Here is a 20,105-nt window from a genome sequence, read left to right as displayed (position 1 = left end):
CCGCCGCCCTCAGGCAGCAGAGGCTTGAGCCGTTCCCACTCCGCATTGGTCAGATCACCACGACCCATGACCCAATCGTGACAACATCACCACAACTAGTCAGCAGATCTAAGAAACGGTTCCTAGGACCGCACCGCGAAGGTGAGTGCTTTCGTCCGGCTCAGGCGTTCGATGAGCGGACCGCCCATCGCCGCGGCCGTCGTCACCTGACCCGCCACCTGGGGCGTGTCGTCGAAGGCCAGGCACAGCGCGGCCTCGGCGATCATCACGGCGGTCCCGCCGTAGCCCGGATCGCGTCCGGCGACCTCCGTGACCACGCGCGCGCCGCCCCCTTCGCCGAGGAACGTCAGCTTGAACCAGCTCTTGGCCCGCTCCTCCGGCGTGGGGCCCTCGCCCGGCTTGAGACGGTTCAGGAGCCATTCCCGCGTGGGGCGGAGCTGGGCGAGCATCCCGAGTGCCGTCGCGCCCCCGGCCAGGGCCAGCGCCCCGGGCAGGCGGCGCACGCTCATGTACTGGCGGTAGGTGAAGTCCGGGCCGTAGCGGTCGAGCGCCCAGGCGGAGCGGCCCACGATCTGCGGGTCGATGGTGGGCATCGGCAGGGCGTACCCGCCCACGAACCTCGGCAGGCCGGGCAGCACGTCCACGGAACGCCCGCGTGGACGGGTCTCCGCCGCGCGGCGGCGCAGGCCCGTCTCGGCCATCTGCCGCGCCCGCGACATCGAGGTCACCGCCGAGTGGAACGTCCCGCCCGACGGCCGCCCGCCGCCCCGCAGGAACGCGCTGACCTTGAGCGGCACGCCTTCCGGCAGTTCGCCGACCGTGTAGAGGACGCCGAGGTCGTAGGGGATGGAGTCGAAACCGCAGGCGTGCACGATCTTCGCTCCCGAGGCGGCGGCGCGCTCGTGGTGGCGCAGGTACATGCGGTCCACGAACTCCGGCTCGCCGGTCAGGTCGACGTAGTGGGTTCCGGCCTCCGCGCAGGCCGCGACGAGCGGCTCGCCGTAGCGGACGTAGGGGCCGACGGTGGTGATGACCACGCGCGCCTGACGGGCCAGCGCGGCGATCGAGGCGGCGTCGTCCACGTCGGCGACCAGGACGGGCACGCCGTGGCCGAGCGCCTCCAGCCTGTCCCGGTCGCGGCCGGCGACCGCCCAGCTGAGGCCCTCGATCCCGGCCAGGTAGCGGGCGATGAGCTTTCCGGTGTAACCGGTGGCGCCGAAGAGGACGATGTCATGCATGGCGACAGAATGTCATTCCAGTCGGCCGTGGAGAAGGCCGTTCGCGACGTCACGAACGGTTAACGGTTCCCTGAGAGCTTCATGAGCGTCGTAAAGTTTGCCTCGTTGGGATTTGTATACACGTGGGGATGGTCAATGCCGCAGATCGCGCCGCTCGTCGCCGGCGATCCCGAGCAGCTGGGCTCGTTCCAGCTGACCGGACGCGTGGGCGAGGGCGGGCAGGGCATCGTCTACCTGGGTGTCAACGAGCAGGGTGAGCGGGCGGCGATCAAGCTCCTGCACATCAAGTTCAGCGGTGACACCATCGCCAGATCCCGTTTCGCGCGGGAACTCAAGGCGGCCGAAAGGGTCGCCTCCTTTTGTACGGCCCGCGTCCTGGAAGCCGACCTCGACGGCAACACGCCCTACATCGCCAGCGAATACATCGACGGCCTGCCGCTGCGCGAGGTCATCGAGAACGACGGCCCGATGCGCGGCACCGCCCTCGACCGGCTGGCCATCGGCACCGCCACCGCGCTGACCGCGATCCACCACGCCTCGATCGTGCACCGCGACTTCAAGCCGGACAACGTGCTGATCGCTGCCGACGGCCCGAGGGTGGTCGACTTCGGCATCGCCCGCATCATCGACTCCACCGGCACGATCACCAGCCGCGCCATCGGCACGCCCGCCTACATGGCGCCGGAGCAGATCGCCGGAGACGACGTCGGCCCCTACACCGACGTGTTCTCCTGGGGCGCGACGATCGCCTTCGCCGCGACCGGGGTCACGGTCTTCGAGGGCAGCTCGATCGCGGTGGTGCTCAACCGGATCCTCAACCACGAGGTCGACGTCAGCTCGATGCCAGAGCCGCTGCGCGGGGTGGTCGCCTCGGCGCTGGCCAAGGACTCGCAGGCGCGGCCCACGGCCGACCAGCTTCTGCTGCGGCTGCTGGGACAGCCGGAGACCGCGGGCGCCTCCACCGCGGTGCTGTCCAGGGGCGCCGAGGTGGCGAGCGACGACACCACGCCGTTCACCCGGGTACGCACCACGCTGGCCGACGCGCGCAAGCCCGCCGAGCCGGGCGAGTCCGGGGTGCCCGGTCATACGACCCAGCCGCCTCCCGCAGTGCCGGAGCCGGTGCGTGCGAGCCTGTCGGACCGGCCCCCGATGCGGCAGGAGAGGCCGCCCATGACGCCGCAGGTACGGCGGCGTGGCCCGGGGCGCTGGATCGCGGTGGTCGTGGCGCTGGTGGTGCTGGCCGCCGCCGCGGTGCTGGCGGTGCTCAACGACTGGCCGGTGGCCTTCGGCGCGCAGCCGTCGCAGTCGGTGAACGGCGGGAACACGCCGCCCCAGCCGGGCCCGTTCACCTCCGCGATGGACAAGATCGCCAAGACCGGGAAACTCACCATCGGCGTCAAGGGCGACCTGCCGGGCATCAGCCTGGGCCAGGGCGGATCGTTCCAGGGTTTCGACGTGGACCTGGCCGGGCTGATCGCCAAGGCGCTGGGCGCCAAGGACGTGAAGTACGCGCAGGTCGGCCGCTTCGACCGGGCCACCGCCCTGAACACCGGCAAGGTGGACCTCGTGGTCGCCACCTACTCCATCGACCGCGACGAGGAGGTGCTGTTCGCCGGGCCGTACTACGTCGCCCACCACGACGTGCTGGTCCGGGCGGGCACCGCCAAGAAGCTGGCCGACCTCAAGGGCATGAACCTCTGCGCGCCCCCCAGTCCGTCCGTGCGCAGCGTGCAGGAACGGGTCGAGGTGACGCCCATACCCGCCGACCACTACGCCCAGTGCATGGACATGCTGAAGAGCGGCAAGGTCGACGCGGTCCCCGGCGAGGATCTGCTGCTGGCGGGGTTCGCCGACCGGGAGGCGAGCATGCGCTTCGCCGTACTCGGGGCCAGGCTCAGCAGCCAGCGCTACGCCGTCGGCATGGAGCGCGGCGACGCCAGGACGTGCAAGGCCGTCTCGGGGGTCATCGCCGGGCTTCAGCGCGACGGCACCATCAAGAAGCTCGTGAGCAGGCATTTCGGAAACGTGGATTTCAAACCGCAGCTGAACCCGACCGAGATGGAACCCTGCGGATGACGACCGGGTAACATCCGAAAGTCAATGATTCATCCTGCGAGTTAGGGGAAGGCCATGGCCACGCCCGTCAAGGTAACCGTCACCGGTGCCGCCGGTCAGATCGGCTACGCGCTGCTGTTCCGCATCGCGTCGGGGCAGCTGCTCGGCGCCGACGTTCCGGTGAAGCTGAGCCTGCTGGAGATCCCGCAGGCGGTGAAGGCGGCCGAGGGCACCGCGATGGAGCTCGACGACTGCGCGTTCCCGCTGCTGTCGGGCATCGAGATCACCGACGACCCCAATGTCGCCTTCAACGGCGCCAACGTCGCCCTGCTGGTCGGCGCCATGCCGCGTAAGGCGGGCATGGAGCGCGGCGACCTGCTCGGCGCCAACGGCGGCATCTTCGGCCCGCAGGGCAAGGCGATCAACGACCACGCCGCCGACGACATCAAGGTCCTGGTCGTGGGCAACCCGGCCAACACCAACGCGCTCATCGCCCAGCAGAACGCCCCGGACGTCCCGGCCGAGCGCTTCACCGCGATGACCCGCCTCGACCACAACCGCGCGCTGTCGCAGCTGGCCGCCAAGCTCCAGGTCCCGGTCACCGAGATCAAGAAGATGACCATCTGGGGCAACCACTCGGCCACGCAGTACCCCGACCTCTTCCACGCCGAGGTCGGCGGCAAGGTCGCGGCCGAGCAGGTCGACCACGACTGGCTGAAGGACACCTTCATCCCGACCGTCGCCAAGCGCGGCGCCGCGATCATCGAGGCCCGTGGCGCATCCAGCGCCGCGAGCGCCGCCAACGCCGCGATCGACCACGTCTACGACTGGGTCAACGGCACCGACTGGACCTCCGCCGCGATCGTCTCCGACGGCTCCTACGACGTGCCGGAGGGCCTCATCTCCTCCTTCCCGGTCCGCGCCGCGGGCGGCAAGTGGGAGATCATCCAGGGCCTGGAGATCGACGCCTTCTCCCGCGAGCGCATCGACGCCTCCGTGCGCGAGCTCGCCGAGGAGCGCGACGCCGTCAAGGGCCTCGGCCTCATCTGAGCGTCTCCACCGAAGGCGCGCGTCCGTCCGGGCGCGCGCCTTTCGCTTTCGGTACGGCTACCGCGTGTCGCGATGATGATCACCCAGGTCAGCACGTTCAATTGAGGCGTACTGCACGGGGGGTCGGACATGCGGCGCAAAATGCTCGCCGGGTTCATGGGAGTCATGCTGGCGGGCGTTCCGGGACTCGCCCACGCGGGGCCGGGATGGGGCGCCGCCGACCTTTCCGTACGGCTGACCGCCCGGCCGGATGTCGCTCAACCAGGACAACCCATCATCTACCGGGCAGAGGTCGGCAACGCAGGGCCCGGTGACGCCGTGCTGCCCGTGCTCAAGGTGACGCTGCCCGCGGGCGTCGAGGTCGTCAGCGTCGACGTGGCGACCTGCGCACGGGGCGTCAGCGTGTACGAGGTGGTGTGCACCTCGCCCATGGACATCCGGGCGGGCGGCACCGGCGGCGTCACGATCACCGGCATCGTCCGGCCGGACGCGCGGGGCCCGCTGAAGGCGGCGGCCACGCTCACCTCCGAGGTGCGCGACGCCGACGAGAGCGACAACGCCGCCACCGTCTCGACCGCCGTGGACGAGGGCGCCGACCTGAGCCTGAGCCTGTCCGGCCGGGCGCGCGGCGGCAGGTTCGCGATGACCGCGCTGGTGCGTAACCGGGGCCCGCGCATGGTCAGGGACGCCCGCGTCTATCTCAGGACGGGCCGCGCCAGGCTGGTGTCCGCGCTCGGCGCGCGCTGCCGGGCCCAGCTGGGGTACGTGGCGTGCGGGCTGCGGGCCGTCGGCCCCGACGAGCGCCTGCGCATACGGCTCACGCTCAGGGCGCCCAGGCGGCCGGTCGACGCCAGCGCCGGGGTGTGGTCCAGCCGCCTCGGCGACCGGCGGCCCGCCGACAACCGGGCCCGGCTGCGCGTCACGGCGTGAGATGTTCGTGCAGGTGGCAGCGGGGAGGCGGGGCGGGGGCCGGAGCCGGTGGCGACGTCGCGAACACCACCCCGGCCGCGGCCAGCGTGCAGCCACCTGCGACGAGTGCCACGAAGAGCACTCTAGGTGAAAGCATCCTCACATTTCGGTATCACAGCACATATCCCGCGATGCCATGGCTCATATGCGGGAAAGCGCACTCCAGGCGTCCGAGACGATGGACGGCAGGTCCGTCCGCTCCGCCTTCCAGCCCAGCTCGGCGCGGATCTTCTCCGAGGACGCCACCAGGACCGCGGGGTCGCCCGGACGGCGCGCGCCGAGCTTCTCCGGGATCGCGTGGCCGGTCACCTCGCGGCAGACGTCGATGACCTGCTTGACCGAGAAGCCGGTGCCGCTGCCCAGGTTGTAGATCTTGTGCTCGCCCTCCGTGACCGCCGCCAGCGCCAGCAGGTGGGCCTTGGCCAGGTCGGAGACGTGGATGTAGTCGCGCACGCAGGTGCCGTCGGGCGTCGGGTAGTCGGTGCCGAACACCTGGACCTCCTCGCGCTCGCCGGTGGCGACCTTGAGCACGTTGGGGATCAGGTGGGTCTCGACGGCGTGGCGTTCGCGCAGCGTGCCGTAGGCGCCGCCCACGTTGAAGTAGCGAAGGCTCACCGCGCCCAGGCCGCGCAGGGCGGCGAAGGCGGTCAGGGTCATGTCGACGGCCAGCTTGGTCTCGCCATAGGGGTTGGTCGGGCGGGGCGGGTCGGTCTCCAGGATCTGGTCGTGGATCGGCTCGCCGTACGTGGCAGCGGTGGAGGAGAACACGATGCGGCGCACGTCCCGGGCGTGCATGGCCTCCAGCAGGGCGAGCGTGCCGCCGAGGTTGTGCCGCCAGTAGAGCTCGGGCTTCTCCACCGACTCGCCGACCAGGGACTTGGCCGCGAAGTGCAGCACCGCCTCCTGGTTCTCCAGCGCGTCATGGGCGTCGGCGATGTCTCCCTGGATGAACCGGGCACTGCCGGGAACCGCGTCCCTGTGTCCCGTGGAGAGATCGTCGAGCACGGTCACCTCATGGCCCGCCTCGACGAGCTGCGCCGCCACGACGCTGCCGACATATCCGGCACCTCCGGTGACCAACAGTCTCATGTGCACTCCTGGTGAAATATGTTGGATTTTGTACGGCTTGCCGTTCAGCATACGCGGGAAAGACGCCGAGTACGCTGCCAACCACCATGTTTGACACCGTCGCGGCCAACGTCGCCCTGGTCCTGCTCTTCATTCTCGTGGGCGGCTTCTTCGCCGCCGCCGAGATGGCGATGGTCTCCCTGCGGGAGAGCCAGGTTCGCAAAATTGCCCAAAAGGGACGGCGTGGCGAGCTGGTGGCCAAGCTCGCCCGCGACCCCAACCGCTTCCTGTCCGCCGTCCAGATCGGCGTCACCGTGGCCACGATGCTGTCGGCCGCGTTCGGCGCCGACCGGCTCGGCGCCGCCCTGGGGCCGAAGCTGCGGGAGTGGGGCGTGCCCGAGGCCGTGGCGCCCGCGCTGGCCCTCGTGCTGGTGACGCTGGCGATCTCCTACGTCTCGCTCGTACTCGGCGAACTGGCGCCCAAACGGCTGGCCAGGCAGCGGGCCGAGGGTCTCTCGCTCGTGGTCGCGCCGTTCCTGGACTGGATCGCGACCCTGTCGCGGCCGATCATCTGGATGCTGTCCAAGTCGACCGACGGCGTGATGAAGCTGTTCGGCGGCAACCCCGACGCCGACCGCGAGCAGATGACCACCGAGGAACTCCGGGACATGGTCGTCGGCCACAGCGAGCTGACCCTCGACGAGCGCAACCTGATCGCCGAGGTGTTCGCCGCGGGCAAGCGGCAGTTGCGGGAGGTGATGCTGCCGCGGACCGAGGTGGAGTTCATGGAGGCCGACACGCCGCTGGCCGAGGCCGCCGTGCTGGTGGCGGCGCTGCCGCACTCCCGTTTCCCGGTCTTCCGCGAGTCCTACGATGAGATCCTGGGCTTCGTCCACGTACGCGACCTGCTCGACCCCGTCCTCACCGGCCGGATCGAACCCATCAGCGAGCTGGTGCCCATCCGCCCGGTCAAGCTGGTGCCCGCCTCGAAGCGGGTGCTGAGCACGCTGTCGGAGATGCGCGACGAAGGACACCACCTGGCCATCGTCGTGGACGAGTACGGCGGCACCGCCGGGATCGTCACCCTGGAAGACCTGGTCGAAGAGCTGATCGGCGACATCAGGGACGAGTACGACATCGAAGACGACACGGTCATCCTGCCCGCCGGTGAGATCGAGATCGACGGCCTCACCAACCTCAACGACTTCGGCGCCCAGACCGGCATCCGGCTGCCGGACGGCCCGTACGAGACGCTCGGCGGCTTCGTCATGGCCATGCTCGGCCACGTTCCCGCGGCGGGGGAGAAGGTGGAGATCCCCGGCTTCGAGTTCACCGTCACCGACCTGGACGGCCGGAGAATCTCCCGGGTCAGGGTGAAACGCCGACCCGGCCTGATCGAGTCGCAGGCGGGTGGGGATACCTGACACAATTGCCAGCTATGGCCAGACCTCGTGTACTCTCCGGCATCCAGCCCACGGCGGACTCCTTCCACCTGGGCAACTACCTGGGCGCCGTCCGCCAGTGGGTGACGTTGCAGGAGACCCACGATGCCTTCTACTGCGTGGTGGACCTGCACGCCATCACCGTGCCGACCGAGGCCGCCGCGCTGCGCCGCCGAACGCGGGTGGCCGCGGCCCAGTTGTTCGCCGCGGGTCTCGACCCTGAGCGCAGCACCGTCTTCGTGCAGTCGCACGTACGCGAGCACACGGAGCTGGCCTGGGTACTCAACTGCCTGACCGGGATGGGCGAGGCGGCCCGGATGACCCAGTTCAAGGACAAGTCGGCGAAGTTCGGTGAGAGCGCGGCCAGTGTGGGCCTGTTCACGTACCCGATCCTGCAGGCTGCGGACATCCTTCTGTACCAGGCCAACAGCGTTCCGGTCGGTGCCGACCAGAAGCAGCACCTGGAGTTGACGCGCGACCTGGCCCAGCGCTTCAACCACCGCTACGGCGACACGTTCACGCTCCCCGCCCCGCACATCCTCAAGGAGGTCGAGAAGATCACCGACCTCCAGGAGCCGACGGCGAAGATGTCGAAGTCGTCTTCCAGCCCGGCGGGCATCCTGGACGTGCTGGAGCAGCCGGGGCCGCTGCGCAAGAAGGTGATGCGAGCGGTGACGGACACGGGCAGCGAGATCGTCTTCGACGAGGAAAACAAGCCCGGCATTTCCAACCTTTTGCGGATCCACTCGGCTTTGACGGGGACGTCGATCGCCGACCTGGTCGCCCGGTTCGACGGGCAGGGGTACGGGACGTTCAAGAAGGAAGTGGCCGAGGCGGTGGTGGAGACGTTCACCCCGATCAGGGAACGCACGGAGAAGCTGCTGTCCGACGAGGCGGAACTGGACAGACTGCTGGCTATTGGAGCAGGCAGGGCACGCGAAGTAGCCCAGCAGACCATGGCCCAAGTCCGAGACCGCGTAGGCTTCCTCCCCACCCCCTGAAAAGGACCCTTCCTGGGGCCCACCCGTGGCAGGTCTGGGTGGTTGGGCAGTTGGTTCCCGCCCCGGGGATAAAGGTGCTCGCTACGCTCGCGCGCCTTCCTGGGACCCACCCGTTGCCCGGCCAAGTGGTCAACCAGCTGGACCCCACCCGGGCAACAAGGTGCTCGCACGTCCCTTTGGGAGCGGCCGCGACCGGCGTCCGGCCGCCAGCTGAGCAGCCGGAAGCCGGCCGTGGTCATCTCCGCCACCGTCTGACCGGCTCCACCACCTGGTCAGGAGAATCCAGCCACATGTGCTGGCCCGCCGGTGTGACCGTGAAGCCCAGCCGTTCTGGGGCCGGGCTCCCGGCCTTCAACCAGTTCATGTAGGCGCGCTCGTAGTCGTCCCACAAGGTGTGGGCGCCGCCTTGCCGTACCACCGTCTTCCCTCCCGACTCTGCGACTTCGGCGATGCCCCAGGCGGCGCTGTCCGTACTGCGCAGGCGCGTGACCCACCGCCACGCCTCGTCGTCTCCTTGCTCCCATCCCGCGGTCGTGACCAGCAGATGGGGAGCCGCGGCGGCCAGATATGGTCCGAAGCCGGTCCACCGTGCGGCGTGGGCCGTGTGGGGATGGAAGTGGGTCTCTGACAGGGCGCCCCCATCGGGGTAGCCGGGCCACATGGTGGGGAGACGCTGGGAGCGGAGCATCATGAACGAGGCGCCGCCGGTCGGTCGGCCGATGGCGGTGTCGTCGTCGAGGACGTCGAGCCGGAGCCGCATCCCGAACGGCTGGCCGGGCGGCATCCAAGGGAGGACGATGACGCCGCCGGGCCGGGTCTGCTCGACCCAGGCGTAGGGGATGTCGCGTACGCCACAGGTGACGTGCACCCGGTCGTAGGGCGCGTGGTCCGGGTGCCCGGCGGAGCCGTCCCCGACGAGCGCGGCCGGGGCGGCCTCGGCCTCCTTGAGGTTGGCGATGGCGACGGCGGCGACGGCCCGGTCCACTTCGATGGTGGTGACGCGATGGTCGCCGACGCGGTGGGTGAGCATGGCCGCGGTCCAGCCTGTTCCCGTGCCGATCTCCAAGACCCGATGATGAGGCGCGAGGTCGAGCAACTGGAGGAACTCGACGGCGACGTGCGGGCAGGACAGGGATGAGGTGGGCGCGCTTGAGCGATCGGTGAGCTCGGCGGTGCCGTTGCCGCGCTGGGTGATGATCGCGGTGTTGCTGTAGATCGCATCCCACCAGGCGGCGGGGTCGACCTGCCGGTTGATGAGGTGTTCGGGTCGGTCGTCCATGGGCTCGGCCCAAGCCACGTCCGGCACGAACCGGTGCCGCGGCACTGCCTGGAGCGCCTCCACCCACGGGTTCGCGCGGTCGAGGACGTGGGCGTCGACGAGGTAGTCGATGAGGGCGCCGACGTGGTTCTCGTGACTCATCTCTTGGGTCCGCAGGTGGTGGAGGGCTTGCAGGGCTTGTCGGGCGGCTGGTTCGGGTCGCAGCGCGACTTCGGCATACAGCCGTCGCCGCCGCCGGGCGCGTTCACGCCGGGGTCGCAGCCCGGATTGCAGCTGGGTTCACAGGGCCGCGATCCTGCGGTGATCGCGGGCAGGATCCGTTCCCGGGCGAGCCGGCGCGCGTCGCCCACCAGCGACGGCAGACCGGTGTCGCGAATGTCGCCGGCGCGGAGCCAGCGTGAGAGGGGGCAGGGCGTCACGGATCCGTCGGGCAGGATCGCCGCGATCCCGTCCCCACATTTGCCGCAGAGTTCGGATGCGTCGCAGGCCGTGCGGGCGGGCCGGCCGAGGAGCCGCATCCGGTCCACATTCACGTCGGCCACCCCCAGGGCCGTCAGTTGCTGCTTGGCATGGTCGATGCGCTGGCCGTCGAGGACGCCCACGATGCCCACGCGGATCGGGATGCCCGTGACGACCGCCCGCGCGATGTTGTCGCGCGTGCGGTGCAGGACGCCGCGGCCGGTGATGCGCTGGTGCTGTTCCGGGTCGTCGGTGTAGTACGACGTCGCCAGCCGGACACCGGACTGGCCGAACACTTCCCACATGACCGGCCGAATGGAGACCAGGTTGGAATACACCTCGACCTCGAGACCGACATCCAGGGCGTGGCTGATGAGGTCGGTCAGGTGCGGGTGGAGGGTGGGCTCGCCGCCGATGAACTGCACCATGCGGGCTCCGAGCCGGCGGGACTGGGTGATGGCGCTGATCCAGTCGGGGAGCGTCATGCTTCCGTGGGTGCCGGTCGGGCCGGAGCCGGCGTAGCAGTGGGTGCAGGCCAGCTGGCATCTGCCGGTGAGCTCGGCCCAGAAGAAGTCCAGGGCGGGTGGTGCCGTGCTCATGAGGTCCTCCTGATGAGAGGGGACGGCTGCGGCCGGACCTGTGGGCCTGGCGCGTGACCCATGTTGAGTGTCCGGGGGAGTGCTCCTGGTGTCCTGGCTTCACACCATCTCGTAAATAGGTCGCTATCTATTGCGAAGTGTCTGCTGAGGCGATCTCTTCGTCAATAGGTAGTGATGTAATAAGCCCCTAGGGCTGGAGGACGACATGGCACGCTGGCACGACGTCGCACAAGCGCTCCGCGACGCGATCACCGCGGGCGTCTATCCGCCCGGTACGAAGATCCCCAAAGAGGAAGAGCTCCAGCAACGCCACGGCGTCAGCCGTACCACGATCCGCCGCGCGGTGGCCCAGCTCACCACCGAAGGCCTGCTCTCCCCGGTCCGCCGTGGCGGGACCACCGTGCGCGAGCAACCCGACCGGGCGCCTCTCGCCCTCGACACCCAGGTGTGGCGCGACGAGATCGGCTACTACTTCAGCCAGACCGTGCAGGACCTGCGCGCCCTCCAGCCGCCCACCGTCGCCCAGGGCCCGTGCCCGGCCGACGTAGCCCCGCTGCTCGGCCTGCAGTCCGCCGACCCCGTCGTCATCCGTGACCGGATCATGGGCGAACCCGCCACCGGCCGCGTCGTCCAACTGGCCACCTCGTACCTGCCGGCCGACCTCGCTGCCGGTACCGTCCTGGCTCAGGCCGATACGGGACCCGGCGGCATCTACGACCGCATGGAGCACGACCTCGGCTGGGGCCGTCTCGACTGGGAAGGCGTCATCACCGCCCGCCCGGCCACGCCACAGGAGAGCGATCTGCTTCAGCTCGCCGTCGGCGTGCCGGTGTTGTGCGTCACCCGGATGAGCATCGCCACCGCCGGCGCTTCGGAAGGCCGCGTTGTCGAGGTCAACATGACGCGTCGCGACGCCTCCCGCGCCGAGATCCGCTACCCCATCACCAGGACCGAGGCCGGCTGACCAGCACTGCGGTGAACCGTGCGGACCCCTCTCGACCACAGCAGGTCCAAAGCTCAGGGCGCCAGATCGGGAGCTCGTGGTGCGGCAGATGGAAAGCCAACAGCACGGCAGATGGAAAGCCAGTGGCACGGCAGATGGAAAGTCCGGCGAGGAAGGGAACGGCCACCGGGTCCTCAGCTGGCACGTCGGGACGCCACCACGGATCCCCGGCGAAGGCGGCCGCTCGCCGTACCCGCGAGAAGGGTGGTGTCGGTTCGTGGGCCGCCGTCAGGTCTCGTCCGGCGATCTGGTCCGGTTAGCGCACTCGCCGCCTGCCGACGATCAGCAGGACTTCGCGCAGCGCGTCGGCCGCCTGGCGGATCACGGGCTCCGGTACCCCGGCCAGCACGTCGGTGTTGGCGCGCACGGCCGTGTCCAGTGCCGCGGTGGCGACCTTCAGTCCTTCGGGGGTGAGCTGCACCCATCGGCTGCGCCCGTCGCCGTCGTCGGCCGAGCGTTCGACGTATCCGGCCGTGGTCAGCCGCTGGAGCACGTTGCTGGTCCCGCCTGAGGTGAGCATCAGCGACCGGGCCAGCTCACTGGGCTTCATCCGGTACGGCGGAGCCGTACGGGCAAGGGCGGCCAGCACGTCGAACTCGGCGTAGGTGAGCCCGAGCGCGGCCAGTTCCCCCTTGAGCGCCTGCTCGAACAGCCCGTCGATACGCGCCACCCGTTTGCTGAGCTCAAGCCCCGCGATGAGGGAGGGCGCCATGCCCGCCGCCTTCCAGCGGGCGGCCAGCGCGTCGACCTCGTCGTGTTCCACGGAATCGAGGATACCGCTCACCATATTGCTTTTCTAAAAGCTTTCTCGATAGACTCTTGGGTATGAGAATCCTGATCAAGAACGGGACCGTCATCGACACCGACCCCACCGTCACCGTCCTCGGCGAGCTGGACGTGCTCATCGACGGCGAGACCATCGCGGCGGTCGGCAAGGACCTGAGCGCCGAGGACGCCGAGGTCATCGACGCCACCGGCCGCCTGGTGCTGCCGGGCTTCGTGGACAGCCACCGCCACACCTGGCAGGCCGCATACCGCGCGGTGGTGGCCGACGACGACATCCAGGGCTACTTCCGCACGGTCCTCGGCGAGCTCGCCCCCTCGCTCACCCCCGAAGACGTGCACGCGGGCAACCTGGCCGGGGCTCGCGAATGCCTCGACGCCGGAGTGACCACCCTGCTCGACTGGACACAGGTGGCGCACACCCCGGAGCACGCCGACGCCCTCGTCGCCGCGCTCCGGGAATCGGGCATCAGGGCCGTCCTCGGTTACAACCCCCAGGATCCGGGTGACGAGGCCCGCCGCGTGCGCGACACCCATTTCCGCACCCCTGGACGGCTGAGCATGGCGATCGCCGCCCTGGGCCCGGAGATCGCCGGAGAGGAACGCGCCCTGTGGGAGTGGCGGCTCGCCCGCGACCTCGACCTCCCGGTGACCGTCCACGCCGGGAGCCAGGGCGCCGACAGCGCCCGGCGCGCCCTGGCGTTCCTGCACGGCAACGGCCTGCTGGAGCGTCCCACCACCTACATCCACGGCGTCGACTACGCCGACGACGACCTGAAGCTCATCGCCGACACCGGCGGCAGCGTCTCGATCTCGCCGATCGACGAGCTGACGCTGGGCATCGGCTACCCGATCACCGGCCGGGCGGCCGCGGCCGGAGCGCCGGTCTCGCTCAGCGCCGACACGGTGACCTGCGGGCCGGGCGACATGTTCAGCCTGATGCGCGCGGCCTTCGCGATGGAACGCGGCCTGGGCAACCTCGCCTTCACCACCCGGGACGTGCTGCGGATGGCGACGATGGGCGGCGCGCGGACGGTGGGTCTGGCCGACGTCGTCGGTTCGCTGACTCCGGGCAAGCAGGCCGACGTCGTCCTCCTGCGCACCGACACCCCGGGCATGAACGGGACCCGCGACCCCATCGGCGCGATCGTGCTCAACGCCGACACCAGCGCCGTCGAGACCGTCCTGGTCGCCGGCCGGGTGGTGAAGCGCGCGGGAGCGCTGATCCCCGCCTGAACCCGGCGTGGCCTGCTCCCCGGGCAGCTCGCGGCGATGCCACACTTGATCGCCGGGTCCGCGGCCGGTACAACGACCGTCACCAGGGCAGTCGTCTTGGAGGACCACCGGAACGCGCTGGAGTTTCCCGAGCGATGGCGAACCTGATCGAGAAGGCCGCGGCGTGGCGCGAGCGCGCGATGCGGATCGTGGACCACTGGAGGGTACGCCGGCCGGGGGCCGACCACCTGATCAGGACGGTCCAGCGTTACCAGCTGCAGTTCGGCGACCGGCTGGCCGGAGCGGTCACCTACTTCGCGTTCCTGTCGTTCTTCCCGCTGATCGCGCTGGCCTACGCGGTGTTCGGCTACGTCCTGTCGGTCAATCGCAAGCTGGAGCAGGCGGTCAAGCAGGTGATCGCCGAACAGTTGCCAGGACTGGCCCCCGCCCTGAATCTGGATCTCATCGCCCAGTCCAAGGCCACCGCCGGGATCATCGGCCTGCTGGGCCTGCTGTATGCGGGGCTCGGCGCGATCGACGCGCTGCGCGGGGCGCTGCGGGAGATGTCGATGACCACGGCCGCGCCGCTGAACTTCTTCCTCGGCAAGCTGCGCGACCTGAGCTCGCTGCTGCTGATCGGCGTGACCATGCTGGTGTCGGCCGGCGTGGCCGTACTCACCTCGTCGGCGACCAGCAAGGTCACCGCGTGGCTGGGTTTCCAGCACGACGATCCGGTGGCGACGGGTTCGGTGTGGCTGGTCGGGCTGCTGGCCGGAGTGGCCGCCGACTGGCTGCTGTTCGTGATCTTCCTGGGCTGGGTGGCGCGGCCCACCCGGCCGTTCAAGGCGATCGCCCAGGGCGCGCTGCTGGGCGCGATCGGCTTCGGGCTGCTCAAGCACGTGGCCACGCTGCTGCTGAGCCACACGCTGAGCAACCCGGTCTACGGCACGTTCGCGGTGCTGGTCGGGCTGCTGATCTGGATCAACTTCTCCGCCCGTCTGGTCCTGTACGTCGCGGCCTGGACCGCCACCACCGGCTTCGCCCCGCCACCCTCGCCCACCCCGATGCCGTCGAACGGCAACGGCGAGCCGGCCTGAGCAGCGTGCGCTAGGACCTTGCCCTGCTCCGCCTGCGGAAGATGCCGAAGCCCAGCCACACCAGCCCGAAGAACAGCCCGCCGCCGATCACGGCCATGCCGACCGTCCGGCTCGTGTCGGTCTGCTTGGCCGCCGCCGAGTCGAGCAGCGGGGCGCTGGCGGGCGGCTGGGAGGCCGTGGCCTGCTGCTGGACGGGATCGGGCTGGGCGGGCAGCGGGTCCACCAACTGGCCGACGGGCGTGACCTTGCCGCGGGCGGCGAAGCCCCAGTCGAGCAGCTTCTCCACTTCCTCCCAGAAGTAGCCCTCGTGCCGCATGATCGTGACGATGATCGTGTGGCCGTCGCGGCTGGCGGCGCCGACGAAGCTGCCGAGGGCCTTGGACGTCCAGCCGTTCTTGACGCCGACCATGCCCTTGTAGCGCCAGAGCAGCTTGTTGTGGTTGCTGATCTCGTAGAACTTCTTCGGTGCGGGGAATTTGGCGGTCTTAGTGCTGATATATCGCCTGAAATCGGGGTTGGCGAGGCCGGCTCGGGCGATCAGGGCCAGGTCGTAGGCGGAGCTGCTCTGGCCGGGCTTGTCCAGGCCGCTCGGCGTCTTGGCCACCGTGTCGTTGGCCTGCAGGCGCTTGGCCTCGGCGTTCATGTCCCGCATGGTCTTGGACAGGCCGCCGTTGGCCTCGGCCAGCGCCATCGCGGCGTCGTTGCCGGAGGACATCATCAGCGCGCGGAACAGGTCGTGCACCTTGTAGATCGGCTTGGTGGACAGGCCGACCGCGGAACCCTCCTGGTTGACGGCGTTGGAGCTCGGCTTGACCGTCTTGCCCGCTTCGAGTTTGGGGATGAGCGTGAGCGCGGTCAGCGTCTTGAGCGTGCTGGCAGGGAGGAAACGGCCATGGGGGTTCTTGGCCGCCAGCACCTGCCCGGTCTCCGCCTCCGCGATCAGGAAGGACGTGGCCTTGGTCTTGGGCGGCGCCTTGACGCCGTCCGGCACGACGAGCCCGCGGCTGCCGAGCCGGTCGCCGCCGATCGGGCCGCCGGAAGTCGCGGACGCACCGGCAGGCGCGCCCGCGTATGCGGTCAAGGTGACCGTCGCGAGGAGTGCCGTGGCCGGCACCAGTTTCGTCCACATGGCGGTCTCAGCGTAGCTTCGAGTCGTAGCCCATGTGCGGTCACATCCCCCGATGATCCGCCCCTGATACTAGAGAAGTGGTTATGTCGCGAAAGATCGCCGGATTCCTGGTCGCGCTGGGCGCGTTCATGATCTTCGAGTGGATCAACCTTGGGTTTAACCTGGCAGACGGGCACAAGACCAGCTTCTACGTGGTCCACGGCATCTTGATCGCCGTCAACCTCGTGCTGGCCGTGGCCGTGGGAATCATCGGATGGAAGGGCCTCAAGGGCAGCCGCCGACCGAAATCGGGCTAGCCGCCGCAGAGGGCGAGCCGCGTGGCCCGGTGGAGTTCGTCGGCCTCGTCGCGCGAGTTTCCGATCGAGGTGAAGCCCAGCTTGCCGTGCTCGGGGATGGCCCCGAGCAGATGCAGCACGTTCCCGGTACGGCGGGCCGTATCGAACCCGAGCCCACGCTCCTCCACCATGCGCACCACCTCGCCCGGCGTGCGCCCGCGCAGGCACGCCGCCGAGCAGTTGTCCGTGGCCGTGTAGTACTTCGGCTGCGTGCCGTCCATCAGCAGCCCGGTGGCCGGATCGTAGGTGGCGCCGGTGGTCAGCAGCGCGGCGCCGAACGGGTGCGTGGTCCCGCCGATCCGCAGGTTGATCTCGCACAGCAGGGCCGCGTACCCGGAGTCGGCCTTCAGCGCGAAGAAGTCCATCCCGAACAGCCCCACCACGCCGCGCTCGGCGAGGATCGCGGCGATCCTGGCGGCCGACTCGCCCACCTCGTGCCGGTACTCGGAGCGGGCCGGGAACGTGCAGCCCTGGTAGACGTCGGCGTTGGCGCCGCCGAGCACCTGGTCGTGGGTGGCCACGACGTCGTGGTGCCCGCCGGGCGTGATCCTGGCCAGCGCGCTGGGGAAGAACAGCGGCCGGTGCTCGATGAACTCCTCCACCACCGCCCCGCGTTCGGTGATCTTGGCGGAGAAGGTCTCCCACGTCTCGCCGTCGGCGGAGAAGCGTGTCCGTGACCAGTCGCTCTTGGTGACGATCGCGTTCCCGAGCCCGGAGTAGCCGTCGTTCAGCTTGACGATGACGCGCTCGCCGGGCAGGGAGAAGACCGCGTCCTCGATCTCGCCCTGGTGGTGCAGGTCGCCGAAGCCGCGCGCCATGGGTACCGCGGCCTCCGTGCCGACCTCGCGGGCGCCGCTCTTGGAGCCGTAGTAGGCCAGCGACATGGCCGGGCCGTAGATGGGCACGTTGAGCGACGACGCCAGCCGTTCCTCCAGGTCACTCATCACGAACGGGACCATCCACGCGTCGCCGTCGATCGCCTTGCGTATCCGCCGAAGTGCCTCGGGCCGGGCCAGCAACGTTCTGGTGAGCGGCTGGGAGCGGGTGTCGTCCAGGCTGATCATCGTCAGCCGCCTGGCGGCGTCATCCGGGTCGGGTAAGAAGCCGAAGTAGTAGGAGACGATGTCCGGATCCACGGGGGCGGAGGAGACGTAGACCACCTTGACCCCGGGCCTGCGGAGCGTCAGCAGGAGGAACAGGAGCCGCTCCTCGTAGCACCTCGCGCCGGTGATCCGGCGCAGCTCATCCTGTGGAAGGGAGAGCGAGGGCACGACCACCAGGGTCCCCTCACTCGGCTCGAAGATGCTCAACTGTGCATGCTTCTCCCCGAACGGGATATTAGTGATCATATTGCGAGTGAAACACCGATTTATCGCAAAAGCAGCCATCGCGGCCGTGTCATGACCAAGCCGGAAGGTGACAGGATTCGAAACCGCGCACAAGTTTGGGAGTAGCGACAACGGGTCACCATCTAATGATCCCTTGTGACTATTTCCGGGGTGGGACCGCCGGTCACGCAGCGTGGTGACCTGCGGTTACGGGCATGCCGCCGGCCAACTTTTGGTGTAGTTGTCCACGAGAGGGCCACCCGGAGCGATAAAGTCGAAGCATCGCCATCGGGTGCACGGCTACCGCTGACCCCCAGACCGCGGATGATCGTCCCGATCGGGTGTTGATCACCAAGCGACGCGGCTGCAACCGCAGTGCAAGAAATGACGAAGAACAGCGCAATCGGCTGTGCGAAGCTGGGTAGAGGCGCTCGCACGCCGCTTTTCGACGGGACGGTGAACGATGCGGGGACGTGAGCTGCGGGGGGAACTCGACGCGTTCCTGGCGGAGACGGAAAAGGACCTCGTGGCGTTCCGCCGCGACCTGCACATGCATCCTGAACTCGCCTTCGCCGAATACCGCACGACCCAGCGGATCGCCGAGCGGCTCAGCGCCGTCGGCCTGGTTCCCTCGGTCCTGCCGCGTGGCACCGGCCTGATCTGCGACGTAGGCAGCGGTGACGGCCCGACCATCGCGCTGCGCGCCGACATCGACGCCCTCCCGCTGCAGGACGAGAAGGACGTGTCCTACCGCTCGACCGTGCCCGGCGCCTGCCACGCCTGCGGCCACGACGTCCACACCACGATCCTGCTCGGCACCTCGCTCTTCCTGGCCCAGCAGGCCGCGGCCGGTCTGCTGCCCGGCCGGGTCCGGCTGATCTTCCAGCCCGCCGAGGAACTGCCCGGCGGCGCGCTCGAGGTCATGGCCCACGGCGGCATCAGCGGCGTCGACCGCATCTTCGGCCTGCACTGCGACCCGCGCGTCGACGTCGGCCAGATCGGGCTCAAGGTCGGCCCGATCACCAGCGCCTGCGACCGGCTGCTCATCCGCGTCTCCGGCCCCGGCGGCCACACCGCGCGTCCGCACCTGACCGCCGACCTGGTGTTCGCGCTGGCCAAGATCCTCACCGAACTGCCCGCCGCGCTCTCCCGCCGCGTCGACCCGCGCTCCTCGCTGAGCCTGGTCTGGGGCAGGGTCGAGGCCGGCTCGGCGGCCAACGCCATCCCCGACGACGGCGTGGCGGAAGGCACCGTGCGCTGCCTCGACGAGAACGCCTGGCACGCCGCCCCCGACCTGATCAAGGCGCTCCTGGAGTCGGTCGCCGGCGCCTACGGCGTCGAGGCCACGATGGAGTACACCCGCGGCGTCCCGCCCGTGGTCAACGACGAGGTCAGCGTCGAAATGCTGGCCGAGGCGGCGGAACGCGCCCTGGGCGGCACCAGCGTCGTCCCGACCCAGCAGTCGCTCGGCGGCGAGGACTTCGCCTGGTACCTGGAGTCGATCCCCGGCGCCTTCGCCCGCCTCGGCACCCGCTCACCGGAGAACGGCGTCACCTACGACATCCACCAGGGCACCTTCGACGTGGACGAAAGCGCCATCCCCACCGGCGTGCGCTTCATGGCCACCACCGCGCTCACAGCGCTCTGGGAGGGCGCCCCGATTCTTCCCATTACCTCTCTTGCTTGATTTCTATCTTTTACGGCTTCGCCGACCCGACCGCCGCCCGCCGACATCGGCGGGCGGCGGTCATTTTCACGGTCACCGGGCGCTCGGGCCGAGCACCGCAACGGCCGCCCCCTTGACCAGCACCGTGCCAACCCCCTGACCAGCGCCCAGGGCCAACCCCTTGGCCAGCGCCTCGGGTCGGCTCCTTGGCCAAAGGTCGAGGGCCTACGCCTTGGCCAGTGCCAAGGCTCACCCCTCGACCGAATGCCGAAGGCCGCCCCTTGGCCGGCGCCGGACGGGTTGCCCGTGCGCCGGGCCCACCCGGGTGCCGGGGTGTGGTGTGCGCAGGGTTGGTAGGGGGTTGTTGGGTGGTTGACGGGTTCTGGGCC

General features: G+C 69.5%; 18 protein-coding genes. 10 read left to right on the top strand and 8 right to left on the bottom strand.

The window, feature by feature from the left end; genetic code table 11:
* Nucleotides 1-122 precede the first annotated feature (122 nt).
* The gene (locus ACFWY5_RS09315) at nt 123-1,238 is read right to left on the bottom strand and encodes a saccharopine dehydrogenase family protein (protein ID WP_379610060.1); all 1,116 of its coding nucleotides are present in this window, start codon (nt 1,236-1,238) and stop codon (nt 123-125) included.
* A 135-nt stretch (nt 1,239-1,373) separates the two neighbouring features.
* Here ACFWY5_RS09315 and ACFWY5_RS09310 point away from each other — a divergent pair, with 135 nt between their 5' ends.
* The 3 genes from ACFWY5_RS09310 to ACFWY5_RS09300 all read left to right on the top strand — a co-directional run bounded on the left by ACFWY5_RS09310 (nt 1,374) and on the right by ACFWY5_RS09300 (nt 5,273).
* Nucleotides 1,374-3,314, top strand: coding sequence for a serine/threonine-protein kinase (locus ACFWY5_RS09310; protein ID WP_379610059.1), 1,941 nt, complete (start codon nt 1,374-1,376; stop codon nt 3,312-3,314).
* A gap of 54 nt (nt 3,315-3,368) precedes the next feature.
* Nucleotides 3,369-4,343, top strand: coding sequence for a malate dehydrogenase (locus ACFWY5_RS09305; protein ID WP_379631013.1), 975 nt, complete (start codon nt 3,369-3,371; stop codon nt 4,341-4,343).
* A 129-nt stretch (nt 4,344-4,472) separates the two neighbouring features.
* The gene (locus ACFWY5_RS09300; RefSeq protein ID WP_379631012.1) at nt 4,473-5,273 is read left to right on the top strand and encodes a hypothetical protein; all 801 of its coding nucleotides are present in this window, start codon (nt 4,473-4,475) and stop codon (nt 5,271-5,273) included.
* Here the strand turns inward: ACFWY5_RS09300 and ACFWY5_RS09295 are convergent.
* Together ACFWY5_RS09295 and galE are read right to left on the bottom strand one after the other, a co-directional pair.
* Nucleotides 5,263-5,385 carry a hypothetical protein gene (locus ACFWY5_RS09295; protein WP_379610055.1) on the bottom strand — a complete coding sequence of 41 codons (123 nt, stop codon included), beginning with the start codon at nt 5,383-5,385 and terminating at the stop codon, nt 5,263-5,265. The two genes, ACFWY5_RS09300 and ACFWY5_RS09295, sit on opposite strands and share 11 nt — an antisense overlap.
* A 68-nt stretch (nt 5,386-5,453) precedes the next feature.
* Nucleotides 5,454-6,401: a UDP-glucose 4-epimerase GalE gene (galE, locus tag ACFWY5_RS09290; protein ID WP_379610054.1), complete on the bottom strand. Its 948-nt coding sequence runs from the start codon at nt 6,399-6,401 to the stop codon at nt 5,454-5,456.
* An 86-nt stretch (nt 6,402-6,487) separates the two neighbouring features.
* Here galE and ACFWY5_RS09285 point away from each other — a divergent pair, with 86 nt between their 5' ends.
* The gene (locus tag ACFWY5_RS09285) at nt 6,488-7,804 is read left to right on the top strand and encodes a hemolysin family protein (RefSeq protein ID WP_379610053.1); all 1,317 of its coding nucleotides are present in this window, start codon (nt 6,488-6,490) and stop codon (nt 7,802-7,804) included.
* 14 nt (nt 7,805-7,818) lie between these two features.
* Nucleotides 7,819-8,823 carry a tryptophan--tRNA ligase gene (gene trpS / locus ACFWY5_RS09280; protein WP_379610052.1) on the top strand — a complete coding sequence of 335 codons (1,005 nt, stop codon included), beginning with the start codon at nt 7,819-7,821 and terminating at the stop codon, nt 8,821-8,823.
* Between the two features lie 235 nt (nt 8,824-9,058).
* Here the strand turns inward: trpS and ACFWY5_RS09275 are convergent, their stop codons facing one another.
* Nucleotides 9,059-10,243, bottom strand: coding sequence for a methyltransferase domain-containing protein (locus ACFWY5_RS09275; protein ID WP_379631011.1), 1,185 nt, complete (start codon nt 10,241-10,243; stop codon nt 9,059-9,061).
* Entirely contained in the window at nt 10,240-11,160 is a 921-nt protein-coding gene (locus ACFWY5_RS09270; protein ID WP_379631010.1) for a radical SAM/SPASM domain-containing protein, read from the bottom strand. The genes ACFWY5_RS09275 and ACFWY5_RS09270 overlap by 4 nt, the downstream gene beginning before the upstream one ends.
* A gap of 205 nt (nt 11,161-11,365) precedes the next feature.
* Between ACFWY5_RS09270 and ACFWY5_RS09265 the strand changes: the two genes are divergently transcribed.
* Nucleotides 11,366-12,124 carry a GntR family transcriptional regulator gene (locus ACFWY5_RS09265; RefSeq protein WP_379631009.1) on the top strand — a complete coding sequence of 253 codons (759 nt, stop codon included), beginning with the start codon at nt 11,366-11,368 and terminating at the stop codon, nt 12,122-12,124.
* Between the two features lie 295 nt (nt 12,125-12,419).
* Here the strand turns inward: ACFWY5_RS09265 and ACFWY5_RS09260 are convergent, their stop codons facing one another.
* Nucleotides 12,420-12,926, bottom strand: a complete 507-nt coding sequence (locus tag ACFWY5_RS09260; RefSeq protein ID WP_379631008.1) for a MarR family winged helix-turn-helix transcriptional regulator — start codon at nt 12,924-12,926, stop codon at nt 12,420-12,422.
* 62 nt (nt 12,927-12,988) lie between these two features.
* Here ACFWY5_RS09260 and ACFWY5_RS09255 point away from each other — a divergent pair, with 62 nt between their 5' ends.
* Both ACFWY5_RS09255 and ACFWY5_RS09250 read left to right on the top strand, forming a co-directional pair.
* Entirely contained in the window at nt 12,989-14,182 is a 1,194-nt protein-coding gene (locus ACFWY5_RS09255) for an amidohydrolase family protein (RefSeq protein ID WP_379631007.1), read from the top strand.
* Nucleotides 14,183-14,316: 134 nt separating this feature from the next.
* Complete coding sequence (locus ACFWY5_RS09250; protein WP_379631006.1) at nt 14,317-15,258, top strand: YihY/virulence factor BrkB family protein; 942 nt, start codon at nt 14,317-14,319, stop codon at nt 15,256-15,258.
* A 10-nt stretch (nt 15,259-15,268) separates the two neighbouring features.
* Here ACFWY5_RS09250 and ACFWY5_RS09245 read toward each other — a convergent pair whose 3' ends face one another.
* Complete coding sequence (locus ACFWY5_RS09245) at nt 15,269-16,387, bottom strand: D-alanyl-D-alanine carboxypeptidase family protein (protein WP_379610045.1); 1,119 nt, start codon at nt 16,385-16,387, stop codon at nt 15,269-15,271.
* An 83-nt stretch (nt 16,388-16,470) separates the two neighbouring features.
* Between ACFWY5_RS09245 and ACFWY5_RS09240 the strand changes: the two genes are divergently transcribed.
* Nucleotides 16,471-16,683: an SCO4848 family membrane protein gene (locus ACFWY5_RS09240; RefSeq protein WP_379610044.1), complete on the top strand. Its 213-nt coding sequence runs from the start codon at nt 16,471-16,473 to the stop codon at nt 16,681-16,683.
* On the opposite strand, the gene ACFWY5_RS09235 is transcribed toward ACFWY5_RS09240, so the two are convergent.
* Complete coding sequence (locus ACFWY5_RS09235) at nt 16,680-18,032, bottom strand: peptide ligase PGM1-related protein (protein ID WP_379610043.1); 1,353 nt, start codon at nt 18,030-18,032, stop codon at nt 16,680-16,682. The two genes, ACFWY5_RS09240 and ACFWY5_RS09235, sit on opposite strands and share 4 nt — an antisense overlap.
* A gap of 481 nt (nt 18,033-18,513) precedes the next feature.
* Between ACFWY5_RS09235 and ACFWY5_RS09230 the strand changes: the two genes are divergently transcribed.
* Entirely contained in the window at nt 18,514-19,737 is a 1,224-nt protein-coding gene (locus ACFWY5_RS09230; protein WP_379610042.1) for a M20 family metallopeptidase, read from the top strand.
* Nucleotides 19,738-20,105 lie beyond the last annotated feature (368 nt).

It is taken from the genome of Nonomuraea sp. NPDC059007 (genome assembly GCF_042740555.1).
Lineage (GTDB): Bacteria > Actinomycetota > Actinomycetes > Streptosporangiales > Streptosporangiaceae > Nonomuraea.
This window is presented reverse-complemented; position numbering and strand designations above follow the sequence as displayed.

Bases quoted from the DNA above. Each gene is read 5' to 3' on its own strand.
- ACFWY5_RS09315 (WP_379610060.1), bottom strand. From the start codon at position 1,238: ATGCATGACATCGTCCTCTTCGGCGCCACCGGTTACACCGGAAAGCTC.
- ACFWY5_RS09310 (WP_379610059.1), top strand. From the start codon at position 1,374: ATGCCGCAGATCGCGCCGCTCGTCGCCGGCGATCCCGAGCAGCTGGGC.
- ACFWY5_RS09305 (WP_379631013.1), top strand. From the start codon at position 3,369: ATGGCCACGCCCGTCAAGGTAACCGTCACCGGTGCCGCCGGTCAGATC.
- ACFWY5_RS09300 (WP_379631012.1), top strand. From the start codon at position 4,473: ATGCGGCGCAAAATGCTCGCCGGGTTCATGGGAGTCATGCTGGCGGGC.
- galE (WP_379610054.1), bottom strand. From the start codon at position 6,401: ATGAGACTGTTGGTCACCGGAGGTGCCGGATATGTCGGCAGCGTCGTG.
- ACFWY5_RS09285 (WP_379610053.1), top strand. From the start codon at position 6,488: ATGTTTGACACCGTCGCGGCCAACGTCGCCCTGGTCCTGCTCTTCATT.
- trpS (WP_379610052.1), top strand. From the start codon at position 7,819: ATGGCCAGACCTCGTGTACTCTCCGGCATCCAGCCCACGGCGGACTCC.
- ACFWY5_RS09275 (WP_379631011.1), bottom strand. From the start codon at position 10,243: ATGAGTCACGAGAACCACGTCGGCGCCCTCATCGACTACCTCGTCGAC.
- ACFWY5_RS09270 (WP_379631010.1), bottom strand. From the start codon at position 11,160: ATGAGCACGGCACCACCCGCCCTGGACTTCTTCTGGGCCGAGCTCACC.
- ACFWY5_RS09265 (WP_379631009.1), top strand. From the start codon at position 11,366: ATGGCACGCTGGCACGACGTCGCACAAGCGCTCCGCGACGCGATCACC.
- ACFWY5_RS09255 (WP_379631007.1), top strand. From the start codon at position 12,989: ATGAGAATCCTGATCAAGAACGGGACCGTCATCGACACCGACCCCACC.
- ACFWY5_RS09250 (WP_379631006.1), top strand. From the start codon at position 14,317: ATGGCGAACCTGATCGAGAAGGCCGCGGCGTGGCGCGAGCGCGCGATG.
- ACFWY5_RS09245 (WP_379610045.1), bottom strand. From the start codon at position 16,387: ATGTGGACGAAACTGGTGCCGGCCACGGCACTCCTCGCGACGGTCACC.
- ACFWY5_RS09240 (WP_379610044.1), top strand. From the start codon at position 16,471: ATGTCGCGAAAGATCGCCGGATTCCTGGTCGCGCTGGGCGCGTTCATG.
- ACFWY5_RS09230 (WP_379610042.1), top strand. From the start codon at position 18,514: ATGCGGGGACGTGAGCTGCGGGGGGAACTCGACGCGTTCCTGGCGGAG.